8 protein-coding genes are annotated in these 20,656 nt (G+C 69.9%); 5 read left to right on the top strand and 3 right to left on the bottom strand.

All coding sequences use genetic code 11. The features are described from left to right. Nucleotides 1–75: 75 nt before the first annotated feature. The 5 genes from F7R91_RS20035 to F7R91_RS20015 are packed head-to-tail and all read left to right on the top strand — an operon-like array spanning nucleotide 76 to nucleotide 9,898. Entirely contained in the window at nucleotides 76–3,285 is a 3,210-nt protein-coding gene (locus F7R91_RS20035) for a tubulin-like doman-containing protein (RefSeq protein ID WP_150950442.1), read from the top strand. After that, a complete protein-coding gene (locus tag F7R91_RS20030) occupies nucleotides 3,282–5,765 on the top strand; it encodes a hypothetical protein (RefSeq protein WP_150950441.1) in 2,484 nt (827 codons plus the stop codon). Before F7R91_RS20035 ends, F7R91_RS20030 begins: the two co-directional genes overlap by 4 nt. Nucleotides 5,766–5,817: 52 nt before the next feature. After that, complete coding sequence (locus tag F7R91_RS20025; protein WP_191971557.1) at nucleotides 5,818–6,876, top strand: serine/threonine-protein kinase; 1,059 nt, start codon at nucleotides 5,818–5,820, stop codon at nucleotides 6,874–6,876. Further along, entirely contained in the window at nucleotides 6,876–8,024 is a 1,149-nt protein-coding gene (locus F7R91_RS20020; RefSeq protein WP_150950439.1) for a TRAFAC clade GTPase domain-containing protein, read from the top strand. Before F7R91_RS20025 ends, F7R91_RS20020 begins: the two co-directional genes overlap by 1 nt. 5 nt (nucleotides 8,025–8,029) lie before the next feature. Further along, a complete protein-coding gene (locus F7R91_RS20015; RefSeq protein ID WP_150950438.1) occupies nucleotides 8,030–9,898 on the top strand; it encodes a hypothetical protein in 1,869 nt (622 codons plus the stop codon). Between the two features lie 20 nt (nucleotides 9,899–9,918). Here the strand turns inward: F7R91_RS20015 and F7R91_RS20010 are convergent, their stop codons facing one another. Genes F7R91_RS20010 through F7R91_RS20000 form a run of 3 tightly spaced genes read right to left on the bottom strand, consistent with a single transcriptional unit; the run spans nucleotide 9,919 to nucleotide 20,645 of the window. Next, complete coding sequence (locus F7R91_RS20010; protein WP_150950437.1) at nucleotides 9,919–14,742, bottom strand: hypothetical protein; 4,824 nt, start codon at nucleotides 14,740–14,742, stop codon at nucleotides 9,919–9,921. A 37-nt stretch (nucleotides 14,743–14,779) separates the two neighbouring features. Continuing rightward, complete coding sequence (locus F7R91_RS20005; RefSeq protein WP_150950436.1) at nucleotides 14,780–16,642, bottom strand: hypothetical protein; 1,863 nt, start codon at nucleotides 16,640–16,642, stop codon at nucleotides 14,780–14,782. A 40-nt stretch (nucleotides 16,643–16,682) separates the two neighbouring features. Next, complete coding sequence (locus F7R91_RS20000) at nucleotides 16,683–20,645, bottom strand: hypothetical protein (protein WP_150950435.1); 3,963 nt, start codon at nucleotides 20,643–20,645, stop codon at nucleotides 16,683–16,685. Between the last annotated feature and the right edge of the window lie 11 nt (nucleotides 20,646–20,656).

The following is a 20,656-nucleotide window of genomic DNA, read 5'->3' as shown; positions in this document are numbered from 1 at the left end:
ACGCGCCCGTACGACCCCCGGCACAGCCATCGGGTCACCGCGCGCCTGCGCCACGTCCCCACGAGGTGAAGCCCAGTGAAGATCTATCAGCCGATGCTCTTCGTCGGCCTCGGGGGCAGCGGGTGCCTCATCGGTGCCGAACTGGAGAACCGGCTCCGGGAAGCACTGTGCGGACCGGACGGCACCGCCCTGCTGTCCGTACTCCGAGGACGGCAGCTGCTGCCGTACCAGCTGCCGGACTGCCTGCAGTTCGTGTACGCCGACCTGAACGAGGCCGAGCTGAACCGTCTGCCGCACATGCGTGCGGAGGGTCCGCTCAAGGCGGCGTACAGCAGGACCTCGCACGCCACCTTCGGCCTGCTGCCGCGGTTCGACTCCTATCCCGAGGTGGCCCGCAGCCTGCGGACCAATCTGCCCGGGCCGATGTGCACCTGGTTGCCGCCGCGCACCGGCGAACCGCGGATCGCACCGCTGATCCGGGGCGCCGGGCAGCTGCCCACCGTGGGCCGGGCGGCCATGTTCGAGACGTTCCGCAGCGGTCTCGGCGCGGCGATGGGCCCGCTGCGTGATGCGATCTCGATGATCAGCAAGTCCGGCGGCGACCTGACGTCGCTCGGCGGCACACTGGCCGACAGCTGCGACGTGTTCGTGGCGTTCTCGGTGGCGGGTGGCACCGGCTCGGGCATCTTCTACGACTATCTGCACCTCATTGGACAGGCCTTCGAGGAGGCCCACTACCGAGTGAAGATCTACCCACTGGTTCTCATGCCCTCCGCATTCGACGACGGGCGCGGCGGCGGCCGGGCCGCACGGCTCAACGCCGGCCGCTCGCTGGTAGATCTGTTCCGCCTGGTGGACGACCAGAACGCGCCCGAGGCAGAGGACAACCTGGACGACGTGGGCACTCAGGGCCAGCTCCGGCTGGAGTATCCGGGCGGGCTGGCGGTGCGACTGCGCCCGTCCACCGCGCAGACCGCCTTCCTGTTCAGCCGCACATCCGGCATCGAGCGCGAAGACCTGCACCGCAGCGTCGTCTCGCTGATGATGTCGCTGCTCGGCACCGAACTGGGCGACGACGACGGACGGACGCACGACAGCGACCATCTCTACCAGTCCTTCGCCGACTCGTTCATCAACACCAACGTGGAGCGGGCCGCGGTGGCCCCCACCGGCATCGGCCACCGCGGTGTGTCCACGAGTCTGGTGGCCTCCATGACCGTGCCGGTCGACGAGCTGGCCGAGCTCCTCGCCTCCCGGCTGCAGGCCACGGCGCTGCGCCAGCAGGACGCCGCGCCCCGCCCGCCGGAGGGCCCGGGGCGAGAACTCATCCGCGAGTTCTTCACCGCCTCGAACATCGACCGCCTCTGGAGCCGGACCAGTCTGCCCTTCAACGAACCGCGCCCCGCCACCGGCGCCCGGGCCATCCTCGACGCGCTGGCGACCCGCCAGCTCGCCATGGAGGATGCTCTGGGCGATCTCGACCGCCAACTCCGCCAGCAGGTCGCCGAGTTGGCCGCGGTCTTCGATCCGGTGAGGGGCGTGCGGCAGCTGCTGGGCCGATGCGACGTCACGGAGATCCACCACCTGGTCCTCGGTGACCCCGGTGCCAAGGACCGCCTGGAACGGGTCGGCTTCGCCGGGTTGCTGGAGAACCGCCGCCGTGAGCCCGAGCGACCACCCGGGCTGACCACCGGTACTCCGCAGCCACAGGGCATCCGGGACCGTATGGGCGGCCTGGTCAAGGCCAAGTGGACCGACCCGGAAGTGGCCGCAGTTCTGCAGCAGCAGGACACCTGGTACGAGTGGGAGTCCCGGCGCACCTGGCACCGTCACTGGGCCGACCACGCGGGCCGCTGGGACCGTACGCTGGCCGGCGTCAAGTCGGAGCTCAACGCCCTGGTCACGTCCTTCCGGGAACAGGCCGACGAGGAACACGCCTCCTTCAGCCAGCGCACCCGCCACCTCTACCGCCCGCGCACCGGCGTCTCGTACCTGCTCCCCGCACAAGCCGACCTGACGTCGTTCTACGAAGCAGTGGTACGGCGCCTTCTCCTGGCCGAGGGACTGCGTGAGACCGACGACGAACGCGCCCTGATGGGGCGCCTGGTGAGCCCCGAGCAGTGGCGGACCGCCTTCGGCGAGGCACGGGCCGATCCCCGCCGCGCGGTGCACATGATCAAGGATCAGCTCCAGCACCGGATCAAGCGGCTCTTCGTGGAGCCCGGTGACCGGGAGGAACGCCCGCTGCTGCCACGGCTGGGCACGCTGCTGGCCGAAGCCGCGACCGGAGGCGGTGGGCCGGTCGGCGACGACGCCCTGGAGCAGTGCCGGCACAAGCTGGCCTCACTGCTGCCGGTCGGCTTCTCGCCGGAGGGCACCGGGCGGCTGAAGGTCCTCATCGTGTATCCGGCGACGTCCTCGGACGCACATGTGCGCAGGTTCCTGGAACGCGAGATGCGGCTGCCCCGGGACAGCGCACGGGAGATCGAGTTCCGGCCGGTGTCCACCGAATCCATCACCGTGGTGCTGTTCCGCAGTTCGATGAGTCTCACCGAGGTGCCGGAGGTCCGCGAGACACTGACACTGTGGGCCGAGGCCCTCGCGACGGAACAGCCGGGCGACCATCTGAGATGGCGTCAACGGCTCGGCTACGGCTACGACTTCCTGATGGGCACCGAGTCCGACCGGCGGCACATCCTGCATCGGCTGCTGTGCGCCATGTGGAACAACCAGGTCCAGGTGTTCGGCGACGTCATGAGTCCGCTCCGGATCCGCATCGGTCTGCAGGACCGGGACTCCGCCGCCATGGTCTGCCCGCTCGACGCGCCCGGCGGCGGGCTGTCCAGCTGGGGCAACCTGCTGCGGGCGTACGAAGCATGGACTCTGGCCGAGGACAGCGGCGGCATCCGCAACGCCTTCTGCGAACAGTTGATGCAGACCACCCCGATCGGCCTGGAGATGTCGCCGATCCCGCCCCACGGCATGTTCCACACGCTGGTGCACGAGGTGGCCCCGCAACAGGGCGGGCTGCTGGAGCAGTTGGCCCACCGGACGGACGGGCAACGGCCGGCCGGGCATGCCGATCTGACCGCGTTCTGGAACGAGACCCTGCCGGGCGCTCTCGACCTGCCCTTCCCACGGGCGCACCGGATGTCCGGCTGGACCCTGCGCACACTCGACCAGTCGTTCCAGGCCGCCCCCGGTCACTACCAGTCCCCCGTGCACGACCGGCGCTTCAGCGCCGGTGCCGAACTGACCAAGGACCCCCGGGGAGAGCGACAGTGATCGGCTCCACCGACGACCAGCTCGTCGTCTGTATCGATCTGCGCCACGAACTGGCCGAGGTGATGGACCCCCAGGCACTGGTCGAACGCTTCCGCGACGCGATGCGTGACGCGCACGTGCGGTCGGCGGACGTCTCGCGCGTCCTGGTCATCGACACCGTCACCTCATTGCTGCGGCATCACGCGGCGTACGAACGACTGTGTTCCAACCCCTTGGTCTCGTCCTTGCTGTGTCTCGCGGTGGGACCGCTGCCGGGGCCGGACGAGCGGGTGCTCAGCCTGCCCTCCCAGCTGCGGCCCCCGGTGGCCGCGACGCTGTGGATCGGGGACGTACGGGGCATCGGCTGGCGACCCGGTCAGGCGCGTTCGCTCGCGTTGACGGACAGCGACAGCGCAGCCGACGACATCACCGGCCTGGAACCGCTGATCGACCTGCTGCGGGTGGCCGAGGTCTTCGACGAGACCGTGGCGGCACTGGGCGAACTGCCGTCGGCGGTCGCCAGCCCCGCACTGCGGCTGCTGGTGCACGAAGTGCCCGAAGAGGACCTGATGCGTGCCCAGTTGCAGGCGCTGGACAGCTGCGTGTCACCCTCGGACGATCTGCGCACCGGGCTCGCTCCGGGCGGGGCCCTGGACGTCCTGGCCGGCCACGTCCAGCCCGAAGACCTCTCCGTGGAGGACTGTCTGCCCGAGAGCAGCCTTCTCCGGCAGGCCCACTGGCGCAGTGTCGAACGGCTCGGTGAGGCAAACGACGCCCTGGACGTACTGGCGGGCTGGCGGGGCCTGCTGATGATGAGCGAACCGGCCTTAGACGCGGTGCAGTCCGTGCGCGAGACCGGGCACTGCCTGGCCGACTACCGGGACGCCATCGAGCAGACGTTTGAGTGGGCCGACGGGAGGGCCGGCCTCAACGCGGACGGTCGTGACCACCTCGCGCAGATGGGCATCCAGCTGCCGCCCGTGCCCGGCACCCGCCCGGACGAAGTGGGCGCCGAACTGCGGCGGCAGGTCGCCCAGCGACTGCACCGGCGCCGGCCGCTGCCCGAGATCGTGGACTGGCTGCGCGACTTCGCCGGACGCACCGTGCCCACCGGCAGCGCCGCCCAGCTCGACCGGCTTCACCGCCTCTGCCCGGACGACCTGCTCGACACGCTGCGAGAACCACCGCCGCCGCCCATCGGCACCGACCTCGTGCCGCCGTCCCTGTGGGCGGCCGCCGCCGCGCTGCTGGCGGGGCTGAGTCCGCTGGGCGTGTGGGGAACGGTGATCGTCCTGGTGCTTCTCGCGGTCGGCTCGGTCCGTGCGGCGGGCTCACCCGGCAGGGTGCCACCCGCCACAGCCGGGGCGCTGGCCGTCTCCTGGCTGGCCGGCGGCGGGGCGGGGCTGGGGCTGCGCTCGGTCGGTGTTCCCGTCTGGACGGGTGCCCCGCTGATCGTTCTGGCTCTGCTGGCCGCGGCGCTGTCCGCCCGTTCGCTGTGGGTCACCGCCGTGCGGCAGTGGCGGACCGACGCCGGCCTGGCAGCAGCCGGCGAGGCCGTCGACCGGCTCGGTGACGTCCTCGACCAGGGCGTTCTGCAGCACTGGCTGCTGGCCGACGCCCGAGCCGGGGCCTCCGACCAGGCCAAGGCGCTGGCCCATCTGGTGCAATCCGTCTGCGACACACTGGCGGAGTTCGCCGAACAGCTGGGCCGCCGCGCACGACCGGCCTGGGACTCCGGCCCACGCGGCGGACGGAGCGGGCCCGCCGGCGGACGCGGAGGGACCACGTTCGCCGTGGAGTACGTCGGACAAGCCGGCCAGACCTTGCAGACCACCCTTGCGGGCGACGTCTGCGACCTCGTGGCCGAGGTCCTCGCCCCGTACTGGGAGGTGGTGCTCCGGGACCCGGCCAGCGCCGCTTCGCTGCCCGTGGTCTCCCGCACGGACGAGCTGATGCACGGGTACCAGCAGCAGCTGGCGCGGGCCGGCACCACACCCGCACCCCCGTTCGCCTCCGCGTCGGCGGGCCGGCCGGATCCGGCAACGCTGGTCGGGGTCGACCTGCACCGCATCGTCGACGTCCTGCTGCCGGACAGCCGCAGCGACGCTCTCCAGTTGTGCTCCCCGGACCAGCTCCGCATGCTCGACCGGGCCCCGGGTTCGGCGCGCAGCTTCGGCTTTGTGCCGCAGGCGATGCAGGGAGCCTTCTGGAAGGCCGTGGTGAGTTCCTCGGGTGCCGAGAAGGGGCACGGCGGCCGGGGCCGTGGGGACGGGGCTCCACAGAGCGGTGACTGGGCCGCGCACAGCTCGCCGGTCATGGTGGGCATGCCCGAGATCGTCTGGACGGCGTCCGGCAGGTTCGCCGGTCTGCTGAGGCTCGTACCCCTGACGACAGGGGCCGTGCGGCCCGTGTGGCCGGAAGAGGCCGATGTGGGCACCACGTCGTCAAGGGACGCCACCCCTCCCCCGTCGGCCTCTCGTGCGCCGGGCGAGGCAGGGTGACACGGAAAGGCACGACAGGATTGGAACGCAAGGAAGCCCGGAGCGTGACGGGATGAACGAGACCTTGTCCTTCGTCGACTCCGCCGGCATGCCCGAACGGGTCCGGGTGCTGGAGTACGGAGTCGACGAACAGCCCACATCGGGCTCCGGGTTCCGCACACGCACCCTGCGGCTGGAGGACGGACGGCTCTTCCTGCAGCGGCGTCTGCTGCCCGCGTACACCACGCGCGCGGAGAGCATCGACGCCCTGGAGGCGGAGATCCGGGCCGGACTGACGCTGATCCGGACGTTCCAGGAGGTCAGCTATCCCCCGGAGTTCACCAGGCTGGCCGGGTACGCCATCGAGGTGGAGCAGCCCTTCCTGCTGCTGGACCCGCCACGCGACGCACGGACCCTCGCCGAGCGGGCCGGCGGACTGATGCTGTCCGCGGAGCAGAAGAAGTTCGAGAGCAGCCTGTTCCGGGCCCTGCGCCTGCTGGAGCGGGCAGGGCTGGTGCACCGGTCGATCGGACCGGCGACGGTGCGCTGGGACGGTGCCCGGGTTCAGGTGACCGACTTCAGCACCGCCGACCGCGTGGGCCGCCCCAGACAGCGGATCGGGTCCCAGCCCTGGGTCTCGCCCGAACAGCACGCGGGAACAGGCAACAACGACCACCGCGACGACATCTGGAGCGCGGGGCAGCTGGTGTACTTCGTCGCCCACTCCCGTGAGCCGACGGGCAACCGCATGCCGCCGATCGCCGGACCGGTACGCGACGACCTGCTCAAGGACGTGTTCGCCGAGCGCGCCGACCAGCGGCCGGACGCCAGGACGATGCTGCGACGCATCGCCGCGTCGGATCCCTGGGACGCCCTGGGCCGTCCCTCGGACCCCCTCCTCGAGGGCCGCCGCCGATTCGTCGAACTTCTTGCCGACAAGGGTCCGTCGGCCTGGCCGGCGGCTCCCCCGGCCGAGGAGCCCGAACCGACACAAACCGCAGTTCCTGACCCCAGTACCGGCGGGAGCGGTGACGTGAAAGAGCAGTACGGCAGCGGCTGGGGACGGCGACGACCGCGCCCCGGACCGGGGCGCTGGGGAACGAGCGGCCGCAGAACGGGAGAAGGCAGATAGTGGATCAGGTACTCCCCGACGAGCGACCGCGGCAGCGGGTACGCTGCCCGAGTTGCCTGCAGGATCTGCAGTTCGACGAACGGCAGCTGTTCCTCCCCGACCCCCGCACCAATGATCTCGCGCCGTGGGACCCGGGATCGGAGCCCAACAGCATGCGGCGGCAGGACCAGTTGAACCGCGCCTTCCTCAAGTGCCCCAATGACAAGGCCCAGCCGCACTTCCTGCCCGTGCCGTACCTCATGTTCGGCAGGCCGCTCACCATCGCCTTCGTCGGCCAGTCCGGTACCGGAAAGACGCATCTGCTGGCGGCGATGATGGCCGAGATCGGCCGCGGGGGCCTGGACTCTCTGGGTATCCGCAGTCGCTCGGTCAACACGTCCCAGCACCACGCCTTCCTGGCCCGGGCCGTCAACCAGCTGGAGGCGGGACGGGTCCTGCCGGCCACCCGGCCCACGGACTTCGTCGAGTTCACCGACGCCCTGCTGATCACGGTCAACGGCGAGACCAGACCGGTGGCGTTCTTCGACATCGCCGGAGAGTCCCTGCATCTGCCCGGAACGGTCACCGAGTTCCTCCTCGGCGTGGACGCGCTGATCTTCGTCGTCGACGCGCTCAGGGCGCTGCGGCTGAGGCAGCTCACGCTGGCCCGGGAGGTCGCCGGTGTGCCTCCGCAGTCGGCGGGGACGGCCGACCCGACCTTCACGGCCGTACTGGACCGGCTGCCGCGTGAGGACGGCCTGTGCAATGTGCCGACGGCGATCGTGCTGAACAAGTGCGACGTGCTGCGCTTTGAACCGCCCATCGACCACTGGCTGCGTGAGGAGAGCCGGCCCAAGGCCGCTCCGGAGCCCTCGGAGGTCTTCCGGGAGAGTCAGGACGTCTATGCCTTCCTGACGCATCATCAAGCCACGCCGTGGCTACGTCCGTTCATGGAGTGCCGTCGCTGCACCCTGCACTTCGTGTCCGCCACCGGAATGTCCCCGGCCGTACTGCCGTCCGCCAACGGCAGCTCAGGATCCGCCGCCTCCGCGACCGCCTTCGCCGGCGGCATCCGCCCCCGCCGCGTGCTCGGGCCGCTGCTCTCCGTGTTCCAGATGTGGGGTCTGCTGCACGCGCATGTGCCCGCTCCCCGGCTCAGAGAGGTGTGACAAACGTGCCCGTCTCGAACGCCGAGGTCCATCAGGTCATTTGCGCCTACGACCCGGACAACCCCGCCCGCAACACCGGCTTCGGCCCGGTTGCCTCCTCCTACCTCATGTCGGAGGAGGTCAGCCTCTTCAAACTCGCCGAGCCCATCCTGCGGCCTCCCGGCGACTCCGCCACCGCGGACTCGCTCGCGTACGAAGGCCTTCCGTCGGACCAGGACCTGATCGTGCGCCGTGTCGTCGCACTCGACACCCTGTTCCGCGGCAACCTGCGCAGCCAGGCCCTGATCAGTGCCCGGGGTCAGTTCACCCCCCAAGTCGCCCTCGGACTCGACCACGCGGACTGGCCTCTGGGGGATGAGGTCACACAGGTGCGGCTCGGACAGCGGCTGGGGCGTATCGACCCTGGCGAGCTGGACCGACGGGGCCGGCAGGGCGCGGCCCGCCTCCGGGAGGAGAGCCGCGCACCGGCGCTCGCGGAGGCTCTGCGTCATCTCACGACCTGGGTGCTCACCGATCCGGAGCGCAGGTTCTCGATCGCCGTCTCCGAGGTCGGTGACAACCCCCGTGCGGTCCTCCTCGGCCTGGTGGACATGCTCTCGCCGCTGGTCCCCGGTCGCTGGACCTTCTCGACGCTGGAGTCCGTGGAGTCCAAGAGCTACCGCCTCATCGTCATGCCGGAATGGCCCCGGCCGGGCAGTCACAACTACGGGCGTCGGCGCCTGGGCGGACAGCCCGCGCCCGACGGTCCGGCTCACGAAGCGGCCTCGATGCTGGTCGCCCGCTATCAGGACTACGGCCTGGACGGGCTGGAGGCCCTGTGCCGCGAGCAGCGCTGGTACTCGATGGCACCGACCGAGCGGGCCGAGACGCTCTGCAGCATCCTGACCGTGCATGCCGGTATGACGCCGTACAAGGAACTGACGGCCGGCCCGCCGGTCACACCATCGCCTGCGGAGTACGTCATCGAAGGCGCCGAGGAGTTGGAAGGGCTCGCGGAGCACCAGGAAGCCCACGACGTCCGGACGCCGGGTGTCCAGGCACCGGAGGCCGAGGAGACCTCCGTGCCCACCGTCGACCCGGCAACCGAGCCGTTGTCACCCGGGCAGGGCGCCGAAGACTCCGCGCTGCGGTCCCCGGAAGCCGAGAGCCGGGATCGTGAGGCAGCGGCTCTCGTCGAGCGGCTGCTCCAGCCACGCACCGCTCAAGAGGCCCAGGATCTGTTGTTCGAGCTGCACAACAGCGTCGACCGGTGGAGCGAGTCGGAGAGGGAGATCGCCTGTCTGACGGCGCTCCGCCTCCGGCTCGGCCTGGTGGACGACCGCCCGCACGCGGAGTCCTGGCAACCGACGTTCACCCACGATGCACAGCACCTGTTCGATCTGCTGGTCCGCGACGCCCTCCTGTGGAAGGGACCGGCGCTCGCCTGGGCCGTATTTCTGCGGGAACATTCCGACCCCGCTCTCCCCGACCCGCTGCGACCCGTCGTACTGCGGATGTTCGAGCTGTACGAGCACAAGTGCCTTTCCATCCACCCCGTCTTCTTCGTGGTGATGGGTCGATGGGCGATCCCCCGGGCCCTGCAGTTGGATGCGCTGTCCGAATTCTCGGAGCGGAAGGCACCGCCCATGCCCAACCGGCCGCCCAGGGCTCGCGGCAGGGTGAGGCTGACGGGCTGGCTGCCGGGCGGCCGCCGCGTCGGCACCGCGGAACGCACACCCCGAGCGGGCGCCGACGCCGGCCATCGGGCGAGGCCGGAGGGGACGGCCGACGACATCCGGCGGCTGTTCATGGCTGTCTCCGTCGCCGTCGCCATCATTGTCGCCGTCCCTCTGGTCGTCCTGGTGCTCATGCTGGCGGCGGTCAACCGGCCCTGATCACCGGGATTCCGGTACCGTCACAGCAGGCCGATGCCGAAGGTCTCCTCCTCCGGGATGTGGGTCAGCAGCCTGATACGGGGCCCGAAGCGCGCCTCGTCGCCGTGCCGCGCCGCGAACTGCTGGAGCCGCTCGGCAATCTGATGGGCGGTGCGGCCGAAGCGGACGGCCTGGGACAGGGCCGTCCGGCGCCATGTGTCGTCCGGGTCCACGGCCACGGGACCGGAAGCCAGCACGGCGGGAACGTAACCGAGCAGGTGCAACTGGAAGGCGAACAGGTCGCGCAGTTGCGACTCGCTGCCGTCGGCCGCTTCCTGCGGCAGTACGTCCAGCACCACCAGCGGTGGTGGTTGCCGGCGCTCGTCGCACAGGGTGCGCACGGCCCGGTCCACGTCCTCGGGACGGATGGAGCGGGCGCTGCCCGGCAGCCGCAGAGCAGCTCCCTGGTCGTAGGGCCGCATCTCGCCGTGCAGCAGGATGACGTCCACGGGCCTGTCGCCCGCCACACCGAGTGGTGTCGGGGAGAGCAGGAAGTCCTCTGTCGCCCGCCAGACGAGCGCTCCTCCGGACGGGCTCGGATCCACCGTGGGAGACGAGTCGGGCCGCGGTGCGGTGCCGACGGCGTTGCCCTGGACGTCCACCACGACCTGGGTGACGGGCCGTTCCTCGGCGGCCGCCCGGACGGCCTGCCGCAGATGCGCGGGCACTCCTCCGCGCGCCTCTCGCTGATAGGCGGCCCAGGCTCTGCGCCACGACTCGTCGGCCTTTCCGGTGGGCAGCCCGCCCTCGTACCGGCCGAGTCGGCGCAGTGCGAACTGCAGGTTCCGGCGGCGCGCCTCCTCCAGCAGGGGTGTGTGCAGCAGTTCCGCCAGTGCATCCGCCGGCATACCGACGTCGGCGCCGTCCCTGGCGGCGAGCAGATGCCATGCGGTGGGCACGGTGGTGTCGTCCGTGGCGAGGCTGCCGAGGAGTCCGGCGGCTTCCTCCGCTGCCCGGCGGCGCCGCCTGCGGGCATCGTGATGTGCGCGGGCCAGCAGGTCGGCGGCACGCAGGACCAGCCGCTGGGCCTGGTCGTGGGCCTTGGCGAGCGGCAACGGTTCGGGCACGAGCTCCGCGTCCGGGGGCAGCAGGCGGTGCAGTCGCAGCCAGGTGAGATGCAGCCGGCCGTTGTCCCGGCCCAGTCGCTGCGCGGCGGTGCGCATCTCGGCGACCGTCCTGGGGCCCCCACCGAGCAGCAGGGTGCGCACTTCCGCGGCCCACAGGGCCCGCAGCCCGGCCGCCGGCGCGTGTTCACCCGGTACGGAACGCTGCCTGGCCAGCAGTTGTTCGACCGCGTCGATGCGCGGCTTGTCGGTGAGCACCGCCGCATCAGGGATGGTCGCGTACAGACGTGCCTGCTCGGCGAGGAGCATGAGACGACGGTTCGTCCCGGGGATGGACTCCAGCGCCGTGTTGATGGCCGCAAGGTGCTTCTTCACGTCGCCGACCGGTCCGCACACCAGCGCGTGCAGGCCGAACGAGAGCCATTCGGCCGCGGTGGGCGGCGATCCGTGCCGTCCGGTGTCCTTGCGGCGGAAGCACAACTCGTCGGCCCAGCGGCGCAACAACTCCTCGGCGTCCCCGAGCCGCCCCCAACGGTGCAGCAGGGCGCACTCGGCGCCGAACATCGCCGTGCCCGCCGCGCCGCGGGACTCCTCGCGCAGCGGCCGGGCCCGGGCGATCCATTGATCCGCTCGTCCGAGGTCGCCTGCCGAGGACAGTGCCGTCGCGGCCCCCAACGCCATCACAGCCAGCCGCCGCTCGTCGTCGGAGGCACGTCCCATGGCCATGTGCGCATAGGTGTCGGCCTGCTCGAGTTCGAGCATCTGCGCTTCGGCCCTGGCCAGGATCATCAGCGTTTCGAATGCCAACTCCGGTTCCATTTGCCCGGATACGGCGGGCAGGGTGACCTGTTGCAGCAGTCGCTCGGCCAAGTGGGGTTCACCGACCAGCAGGTGCGAGCGGGCCGTCAGCAGGTCCGCCCGTAACGCCTCGCGGCTGAAGCCGGAACGCGCGTACCAGTCGTCCTGCAATGGCAGCCCCGAGCCCAACTGCGCCGCGGCGGCCGCCAGTTGCGTCCAGTCGTCCGTGGGTGCCGAGATCGCCTCGAGCCGCCGTTGCCAGGCCCGCACCAGGTCGGGGCGGTCGGCCAACTCCCAGTCCTGCATCGCGTAGCGGGACATGAGCCGGGCCTGGGGGGGCGCATGCGACACGGCCGCGTCGAACATCTCGACGAACGCCCGGTCGGCCTCGGCGTGGCCGACATCGGCGCGTTCCTGTGTCCGTCCGATCCTTACGCGGCAACTCGCCAGCAGCAATTGGGCGTCGGCCACCCACAGGTCCCGGAGGTGGTGCTCCGAGGGGCTCTCGTCCGTCTGATAGGTCTGGAGGACATCGCTCAACAGCGCGTTCGCCTCGCGCACCGGGTCCAGCCCCTCACGCAGTCCGTCGTGCAGCCACAGCGCCGCCTGGACGACGTCCGCGCGCAACCGGTCCTGCCGGACCGGCGGCCGGCCCGGTGAGGTCATCTCGGCGCGGCGACGCGTCAGCTTCAGATAGCGGTCCACATCGAACCAGCCGGGCCTGCCGCCGTACAGCACTGCATGCAGTTCGCCGTACGCTCGTTCGAGTGCGATGTCGTACCAGAGCTGCGGCGACATCACTCGTGGGTCGGGCTCGCCGAGGCCTTCCCCTTCGTTCTCCGCGTTCTCCGCGCTCTCCAGGTCTGCGCTGAGCAACCGGTCGGCCAGGTCGATCACGCCGGCGAAGTCGCCCCGCCGCCAGGCCAGAGCGACCTGACGGTGCCAGGTCTCCGCGACGCCGTTCAGGAATTCCTCGTGGTCGCTGTGCCGGTCCACCGCCGAGTGCAGTTCGTGGTACACCTGCTCGGCGACCCAGCCTGCGGATTCCTCGGCGCTCCCGGCCTGCCGGGCGAGCTCTCCACAGCGCCCGGCAGCATCCCGGTGGAACTGGCGCCACGCCGACTCCTCGTCGGAGCGCATGCGCCTGCGCAGTTCACGCCGCACATTGACGTGCACGTCCAGACGAGTGTCCTGGCCCTTGATCCACGCGGATCGCCTGGCATAACCGATCAGCCGGTCCCACAGCTCTTTGGGATCCTCGGGTTCTTCCGCCAGTGCGCCCGTGAGGCCGGTGCCGCCGACGGACAACAGGGGGACGAGAACCTTCACGAAGTAGTCGTACGTGGGATGACGGGCAACCGCACAGTACTTGAGGGCGTTGCGGGTGTACTTGTCCTTGATGTGGTCCAGTTCACGGTCGACGACGAAGAGATAGAGCGAGTCGCCCGCGCTGGGCAGTTCGTCGGGCGAGCCGGCCAGCAGTGCGAGAACGAGTGGCGTGAAGGCCGGTGAGCCCTCGATGTCCTGTTCGCACGCGGCAACTATCCGCGCCGCCTGCTCGCGGTCGATCCCCCGCAGCCTCAGATAGGTCCCCGCCTCCTTGGCGGTGAACGGCTTGAGACCGAGGCTCCGCCACGGCACGTCGCTGAAGCACTCCCGGAAGACGGCCCTCTCGGTGACGTCGGACCGGCCCGACAGCACCACACGCATCCGGTCGACCTGGTGGACGAGGTCGTGCAGCATCCGCAGCAGCGGGGCCAGTTCGTCCTCGGGCGCCTGCAGCAGCTCGTCCGTCGTGTCCAGGCAGAGCAGTACGGGAGCGCGCGCGATGGTGTGCAGGGTGTCGGCGAATTCGGTGAGCACGCTCTTCGGCAGAGGATCGGGATTCCACCGCTGGAGCGGTGTGCTGCCCGGTGCGTCGAACTCTCGGTCCAGCTCGCGGCTTCGATGCCCGTACTTCCCGAGGAGCCGGTCGAGTTCGTGGTGCCGGTACCCGGGTGTCAGGACCTGGGCCTGTTTCAGGAACTGGTCGGCCGCCTTGATCAGCAGCAGCTCCGGCAAGGCGAGCAGGCGCTCGGTCACCATCGACTGCGCGTCGAGGACGGCGGAGAGCACCGGCGGTTCCTGCTGAATGCCGTACCTCGCCACCAGCCAGGCGAGTTGAGTGCTCTTGCCCATGCCGCCGTGGGCGTGCATATGGATCACGCGGGGCGGCCCGGGCGGGATGCCGTCCTGGATGATGCCGGGAGGCGGAGGTTCGGTGCCATGAACCGCCGATTCCAGGATGCCCTCCACATCACGGCGGGAGACGTAGTGCCGGGTCTGCTCGAAGAACTCGTGCAGGCCCCTGCTCATCTCCAGCCTGCGCTCCGCGCGGGTGCGGCGCTCCAGCAGGTCCCAAGGGAGCGCGTGCTCGGCGAACCGCAGCAGATCGTCCGGCGCCACGGCTTCCGCCAGCCTCCGGCACACGGCGAAGTCGGCCACGTTCTCGAAAGCCGGGTACCACTTGTCGAACTCTCTGCCCGCCTCGTGATGGCGCCCCGCGAGCACCAGCAGCCGTAGCCGCTCCACCAGTGCGGTGTCACCGTCGGTGCCGCTCAGATGGGCGGCGACCCGTTCCGCCGTTTCGGCCATCCGGGCGGGCAGCCCGTCCTCCGCGGCGATCTCCTGGGGATCGAGCCACCAGGCGGCCCAGGCACCCTTGCGGATCATACTGTTGAGCTGGTACCAGCCTGCTTCGGCGGGATACGAGACCAGTACGCGTTCCAGGTCCTTGAAGGAGTACTGCTGCAGTCCCTCGGCGGCGACGGCGAAGACGGGCTCGTTGATGCACGTCATCAGGCTGCAGCGTTTCAGGACGTCGTAACGCTCGGGCTTGCGTTCTCGCGAGTCCTTGAAGTATCGAAACGCCTTTTCGTACTCGTCGATCCCGGCAGCTGGCACGCGTGCTGTCCGTTCCATTCGCCATTCGCCCCCTCTCTCAGCCGATCCGGGTCAGGGCTGCGTCGTAGACCTCTTCGAGGAACTGCGGTCCGAAGTCTTCCGCAATCGAGTCGAGTTTCTCTCTCACCAGCTCCCGCCACTCGGGCATGCCGTGCCAGTCGTACCCCAGGCGGGTGCCGAGCTCGCGCAGCAGGGGACCTCCATGGTGGGCGGACCAGCGCTGGAGGGTGATGTGGTGCCGCTCGGCGACGAACCCCGCGAGCCGGTCCGCGGTCTGGCGGTCGTGCAGGTTCTTGGCGGTCGCCACGACGGTGACGGCACTGCGGCTGTGCAGCACAGGATTGAACAGCTCGTTCACCAGGTAGTGAGCCGCAGCAGAGCTCACCTCGTTGTTCTCCACGAAGTGGTCGAGTGCCAGTACGAGGTGTGTGTTGGGCCGGGCGGCTTTGACGAGCAGTTCCACGGCAGCGCCGACGAGCGGGTGCCGGACGGCACTGTTCTCGGTGCGGTAGCCGCCGTCCTGCAGGACGTTCAGGCTCTCCCGGGCGATCTGCTCCTCAAGGGCGGTGAGATCGTCGTCGATGTCCCAGCCGCCGTGGCGTTCGCTGTGCCTGCGCAGGCTGCTGGTCAGCAGGGCCACCGTCTCCAGCACGATGTCGCCGCCCTGTGGCGGCCTCTCGGCCGGCCTGAGCGGATTGGTGCTGCGGCGGCGCTCGAAGTCCAGGTAGAGGGCCCGGCGACCCGGCCGCTCCTCCCAGGCGCGAACCGTGGAGAGCAGGAACCAGGTGGCGCCCATCCGGGCGTCCTGTGCGCCGCCGGACAGCACGATCAGTCGTTTGACGCCGGCTCCCGACTCCAACTGCTCGAGCGCCGTCCTGCGCTGACCGACCCGGTCCGTGGCCCTCTCCAGAGGTTCGTACAGGTCGAAGGCCGAGGGCGGGAGGGGTTGCGAAGGCTTCGGTAACACCCGTTCCGGGAGGCAGTTGACGGTGACGGCGGCGGACATCGCCGGGTCGGCGTCGGTGACGGACCGGACCGCGGCGTCAAGGCTGCTGCCCGCGATCAGTTCGCCGTAGAGCGTGGTCAGCGACTCGCACAGGTCGTGCTCGGGATCCGGTTCCGGTCCGGAGGTCAGGGACACGGCGGCGAGCACCGGGTGCAGGGCATCGGCCTGAACATAGGGCTCGAGCAGCCGCCGCGCCTCGTCCGGGGGCTCGTGGCAGCTGGAGACGACGAGCCGGACGGAGGACAGGTTGAGTACGTCCGGTGCCGACGATGCCTCTTCGAACAGCCTGCGGGCGGTGCTCCCCGCCAGGTGGAGCACATGCGGCTTACTGACCTTCAGGGTTGTGGAAAGGACGCTGTGGCTGACTGGCTCCGGGAGCACGTCGACCTCCCACCGTTCGGCCCGCGCATGAACCGCGGCATGCACAGCGACATCCTCGTGCCACGGAGGGTCGCTCGCCGCCCCCCGTCCCACGTGGGAATCCACCCCCACTACCAGTACCCGCACCGGTAGATCACCGAACGACAACCGCTCGCCTCTGTGAAAACTGCCGGGGCCGACGGCGGTGCGCAGCACCACGGGCGAACCGGATCCGTCGTCCGTTTCACCGTCCCGGGCAAGGCGTTCCCAGTCCAGGGCCCGCAGTTCCGGCTCGTGCAGACGCAGGACCACCACGCCGAGGTCGTCCCCGTCCCTGATGTCGTCGGCCACCAGCGACCACAGTGAATGCCACAGGGCCGGGGGGCCGTCCGGATCCGTCAGTCCCAGTGGCACTTCGATCTCCAGTGTTTTCTCTACAACGGTGTTCCCCTTGATGAACGTCGCTTCGACGGCGTAGGTCGCCGGAGAGAACTCTCCGGCCGTCCTGATCCTCAGGTGGACGACGTGCGCCATTCCCCCACCCCCCATAGTCCGCGCACTTTATCGGTGGAGCCTATGAATCCGCTGACATTCCCCGGAAAGCCTCCGTCAACTCGGAGTCGTCATCCACGAGTTTGCGAAGAACGTTTTCCGGATCCATCGCGCCGGACCCCTGCTCCCGGCCCTCTGTGAAAACGTCGGCCCGGATGCGTTCGCACAGGTCCTGCACGCTGTCCGGAAGCTCCGTGCCCTGCGAGCGGAATCGCCGCCAGGCCTCACGATCCGAGGGCCGCTCCTTCAGCACATGCGCTCCGGTGAGCCTGCCGAGCAACGCCGCGTACATCTGGTGGACCGGTGTGCTGTTCCTCAAGCGCTCGTGCTGACATGCGAGTTGGTCATCTCCGACGCGTCGGTGGCAGGCACCGATGTCCATCGGCGTGCCCTGGGCGTAGAGCAGCCGCAGAGCCTTCAGTTCGTACTCCCGGGCCTGCATCATGGCCCCGTGCCCCACCCATTCCCCGCCTCGATCGGGTGCCCGGCGGGCCAGTTCGCGTTTGATCCGGGCACGCGCCGAGTCGGTCATGGCCTGCACGACGACATCTCCGGAGCGCTCGGCCTCTCGCGGACAGTCCCGCAACTGGCGGTCGTACAACTCCAAGTCGTGCTGTGTTCCCTCCAGTCGGCGGTCCACCCCCAGCAGACATCCCTCCACGGCATGCAGATGCTCTTCGATCTCGTCCGGTCCCTCCAGCGCCAGGTACTGTCCGAGGCGTTCGTGGTCTGCGCGGGCCAGCTGCAGATGACGAGCGCGCGCGGCGTCGTCCTTCACGGCCTGGGCCAGCAGGACATGACTGTCGCGCCGTATGGTGAACAGCTTCTTGCGCAGGATCTCCCCGTCGGCCCAGTCGGTGTGGACGGCGTCACGGAAGCGCACGTCGGCAATCGCCTCGAAGGCGAGTTCGATGCGGCCCTGAGCCTCGGTCAGCTCCCCCTGGTCGACCATCACCCGCAGGAGTTCGACCTCGACGGCACTGGCCACGAGGGTGGCCCTGGTGCCGACCGCGACGAATCTGAGGTAGTCGTTGCCCACTTCTCGCGCCACAGCCAGTCGGCCGGTGTCCCGCAGCCCACTGAGGATGCCGACGCCCATGGCCATGGCCAGCGGCGAGTTGTCCACGACGGCATCGCTGGGGCCGTTCCCGAGAAGCGCGGAGAGTCCGGGCCGATCGCCCTCGCCCAGAGCCTTGAACACCCTGCCGAGCCGCTCGGCCATCTTGTACTGGTCCGAACCCTTGTCCCTTATGTCAGCGGTGACCCGCTCGAGTTTGCGCACCATGCCGTCCAGGCCGCGGCGCCCTCCACGCGACCGGGTCATACGAATGGCCACGAGGGGAAGCCACGCCTCCCAGGCACCCGCGCGCTCCAAGTAGGGCATGGCTTCGGGTATGAGCCGCTGGACGTCGGCCGTTCTGCCGTGCGTTCGGTGCCGAAGGGCATCCTCCACCCGCCCCGCGGTGTGCCGTATGGCGATCCGGTCCACGTCGGCGCGCAGTGAGCCGTCGCCGTCGAGCCAGGTCGCGTGGTGCCGCCGCACTGCTTCTCCGACCGCCGGCTGCATGCGGATCCTGATGCGTTTACCCTCGGGCAGTTCCAGGCAGTCGATCAGACACGCACGGCCCAACGCGTCCAACAGCTCCCGGAGTTCCTCCCGCTCACCGATGGCGGGCGGCGCCTCTTTCGGGAGGGGTTCCGGATCCCGTGCTCCGCCCCACAGGCGGTGCCGATGGACGCGCAGACCTGCCCAGACCTCGGCGAGCAGCCCCGGCACGGAGTCGTCGTCCGGGGGCAGCACACGATGCCGGGCGCTGAGCTCCGACAGGACGAGGAGCAGCAGATGCCGAGGGTCGCCACGCGGAATGCAGTTCAGCACGCCCTCCGCCCACTTCTCGATCTTCTGCCAGGCTTCGGGGATCTGTTCCGAGGAATCCCGCCCCAGCTCGTGGCTGTCCGCCATCGCGAGGCGTCGCAGTCGTCTCCGGCCGTCCGGCTTTGCGGCCACGTCACTGGCGAAGCGGAGCAGCCCCGGATGCCCCTCGGCCCGCGCCAGCACATGGTGCACGATCCTGCGACCGTCCTCACCGGACACGTCCCGAGCGGCGTCGGCGATGACACCTGCGAGGCCGGGAAGACTCTGGGCGTACAGGAATGCCTCGGCGGGTGCCAGCAGGGGTACGGGAACGTCGGGCAGACGCCGCTGGTCGAGGTGGAGCGGGGCCGGGCTGGTGATCAGCAGGCGGAACCCGCGGGCATGGTGCGCGGTCATGGCATTGATCAACCGCTCCCACCGCTCGTCCCGCCAGGGGCTCTGAGCCGAGGGGCCGTGTCCGTTCGAGGAGAGCGTCCGCAGGTCTTGCGGGCGCTGCACGATCAGGTTCCCGATGTCCGAGAGGCAGACCAGGACGTAGGCCGTGTCGCTGGTCGTCAGACGCTCGTCGATGTCCTCGCAGAGGCGTTCGAAGGCGTCGGCGTTCGCGAGGAATTCCTCCAGCTCCGACGGCGCCGGGATGCGCTCCCTCCGCTTCTCGAACGCCTGCTGCAGAGCCGGCAGCTTCAGCAGGGCGGCGACGAAGCCCTTCAGAGCAGCCGACGGGCTGTCGTCCATCGGTCTGTCCGGGAGCGGATATCTCACGACCTCGCGGTAGCAGTGGGCGTACTGACCGATCAGTTCGTCGGCGCAGGTGGTCTTGCCCACACCGGCCATGCCGTGCAGGACGGCGCCGTTGGCGTGGGTGCCACCGAGCCGGGCGAAGATCGCGCTGGCCGTCCACATGGGATCGTGGTGCCCGATGAGGCTCGGTGGAGGCTGCTGCTGCGTCGGCTCGTCGGGCGTCGGGAGCGACGGAGGGTCGATCACCAGCCCGCAGGCGTCTGCGCCGTAGATGACGGGCGCGACGACGTCGAGGTCCGTCAGCAGCTTCTGCGCCTTGCATTCGGCGATGGCCACACCCACAGCCCGCGGCAGGGGCAGCCTGTGAGCGAGCAAGTGCTCGTACACCTTCACCATGACGGCGACGGCCGCCTGGTCTGCGATCCCGTGCCGGAAGGCCAGCACCGCGCAGCCCAGTCGCCGGGCCAGTTCGAGGGCCAGCCCATCGGCGTCCGGTTCGGGACTGACCGCCTTCGAGGGCTCCGTTGCGAGGTGCGAGGGGATGCGGAACATCTCGAGCTGGTCCGCGAGGGACGGGCTTTTGGCGGGTCGGGTGGTGATCACCGCGAGTCGCAGGCGCTGGTCGTTGTCCCCCGTCTGCAGCATGTCGACGAGTTCCGAGGCGCTCAACGGCGACTTCGCACCGGGCACCGCGCCCGGGCGGGAGTCGTCGACCGCCGACCAGCTCCCGGGAGCACCGCGGTCGGCCAGATGCAGGATCATCTGCCACTGGCCCGGATCCCCTTGTCGGTCGGGGCGCTTGGCGCTTTGCAGGTGCGCCTTGAGCTGGTCGTGTGTCACGTGGTACGAGAGGGTGCGTCTCGTGATGTCTCTGCCGCTGCCAACGGCGGCGATGTGACGCACCTTGCCGAAGACCTGTGACTGTTCGGCGTGCAGGTCCAGTGGTTCACCGGCCTTGGTGCGATTGAAGACCCCGACCAGATGGAGCGGGGCGTCCGCTCGTGCCCGACGGGCCTCCTCGTCGCCGTGCGAGCGGGCCGGCGCCACGTCGTGGACGAACACCAGTTTACGCTCGGCGAGGGAGCCTGTCTTGTCGGCTGCCAGGACAAGCGGATAGCCGAGTATCTCGCGTTCCGGGCCATCCGCGTTCAGCCGGACCAGCACCGTCGACGGCCTCGCGGGCAGCCTGTCCCAGATCTCCTGCGTGAGCACGGAGGTCCGCAGCCAGTCACCCAGCCAGCGCAGGGTATTGGCCTCCCCCGAAGCGCCGAGCCGGGCGCGCCACATGAACTCGTGCGGGTCGCCGAGGAAGCCGTAGTTCTTGGCGTTCTCCGCACTCGCGCCGGCCGTCAGATCGACATCTGCCACCCACTGTTCAC

It is taken from the genome of Streptomyces luteolifulvus, assembly GCF_008806595.1.
GTDB lineage: Bacteria > Actinomycetota > Actinomycetes > Streptomycetales > Streptomycetaceae > Streptomyces > Streptomyces luteolifulvus.
This window is presented reverse-complemented; position numbering and strand designations above follow the sequence as displayed.

Excerpts from the sequence above, each read along its gene's own strand:
- F7R91_RS20025 (WP_191971557.1), top strand. The coding sequence starts at position 5,818 with ATGAACGAGACCTTGTCCTTCGTCGACTCCGCCGGCATGCCCGAACGG.
- F7R91_RS20005 (WP_150950436.1), bottom strand. The coding sequence starts at position 16,642 with ATGGCGCACGTCGTCCACCTGAGGATCAGGACGGCCGGAGAGTTCTCT.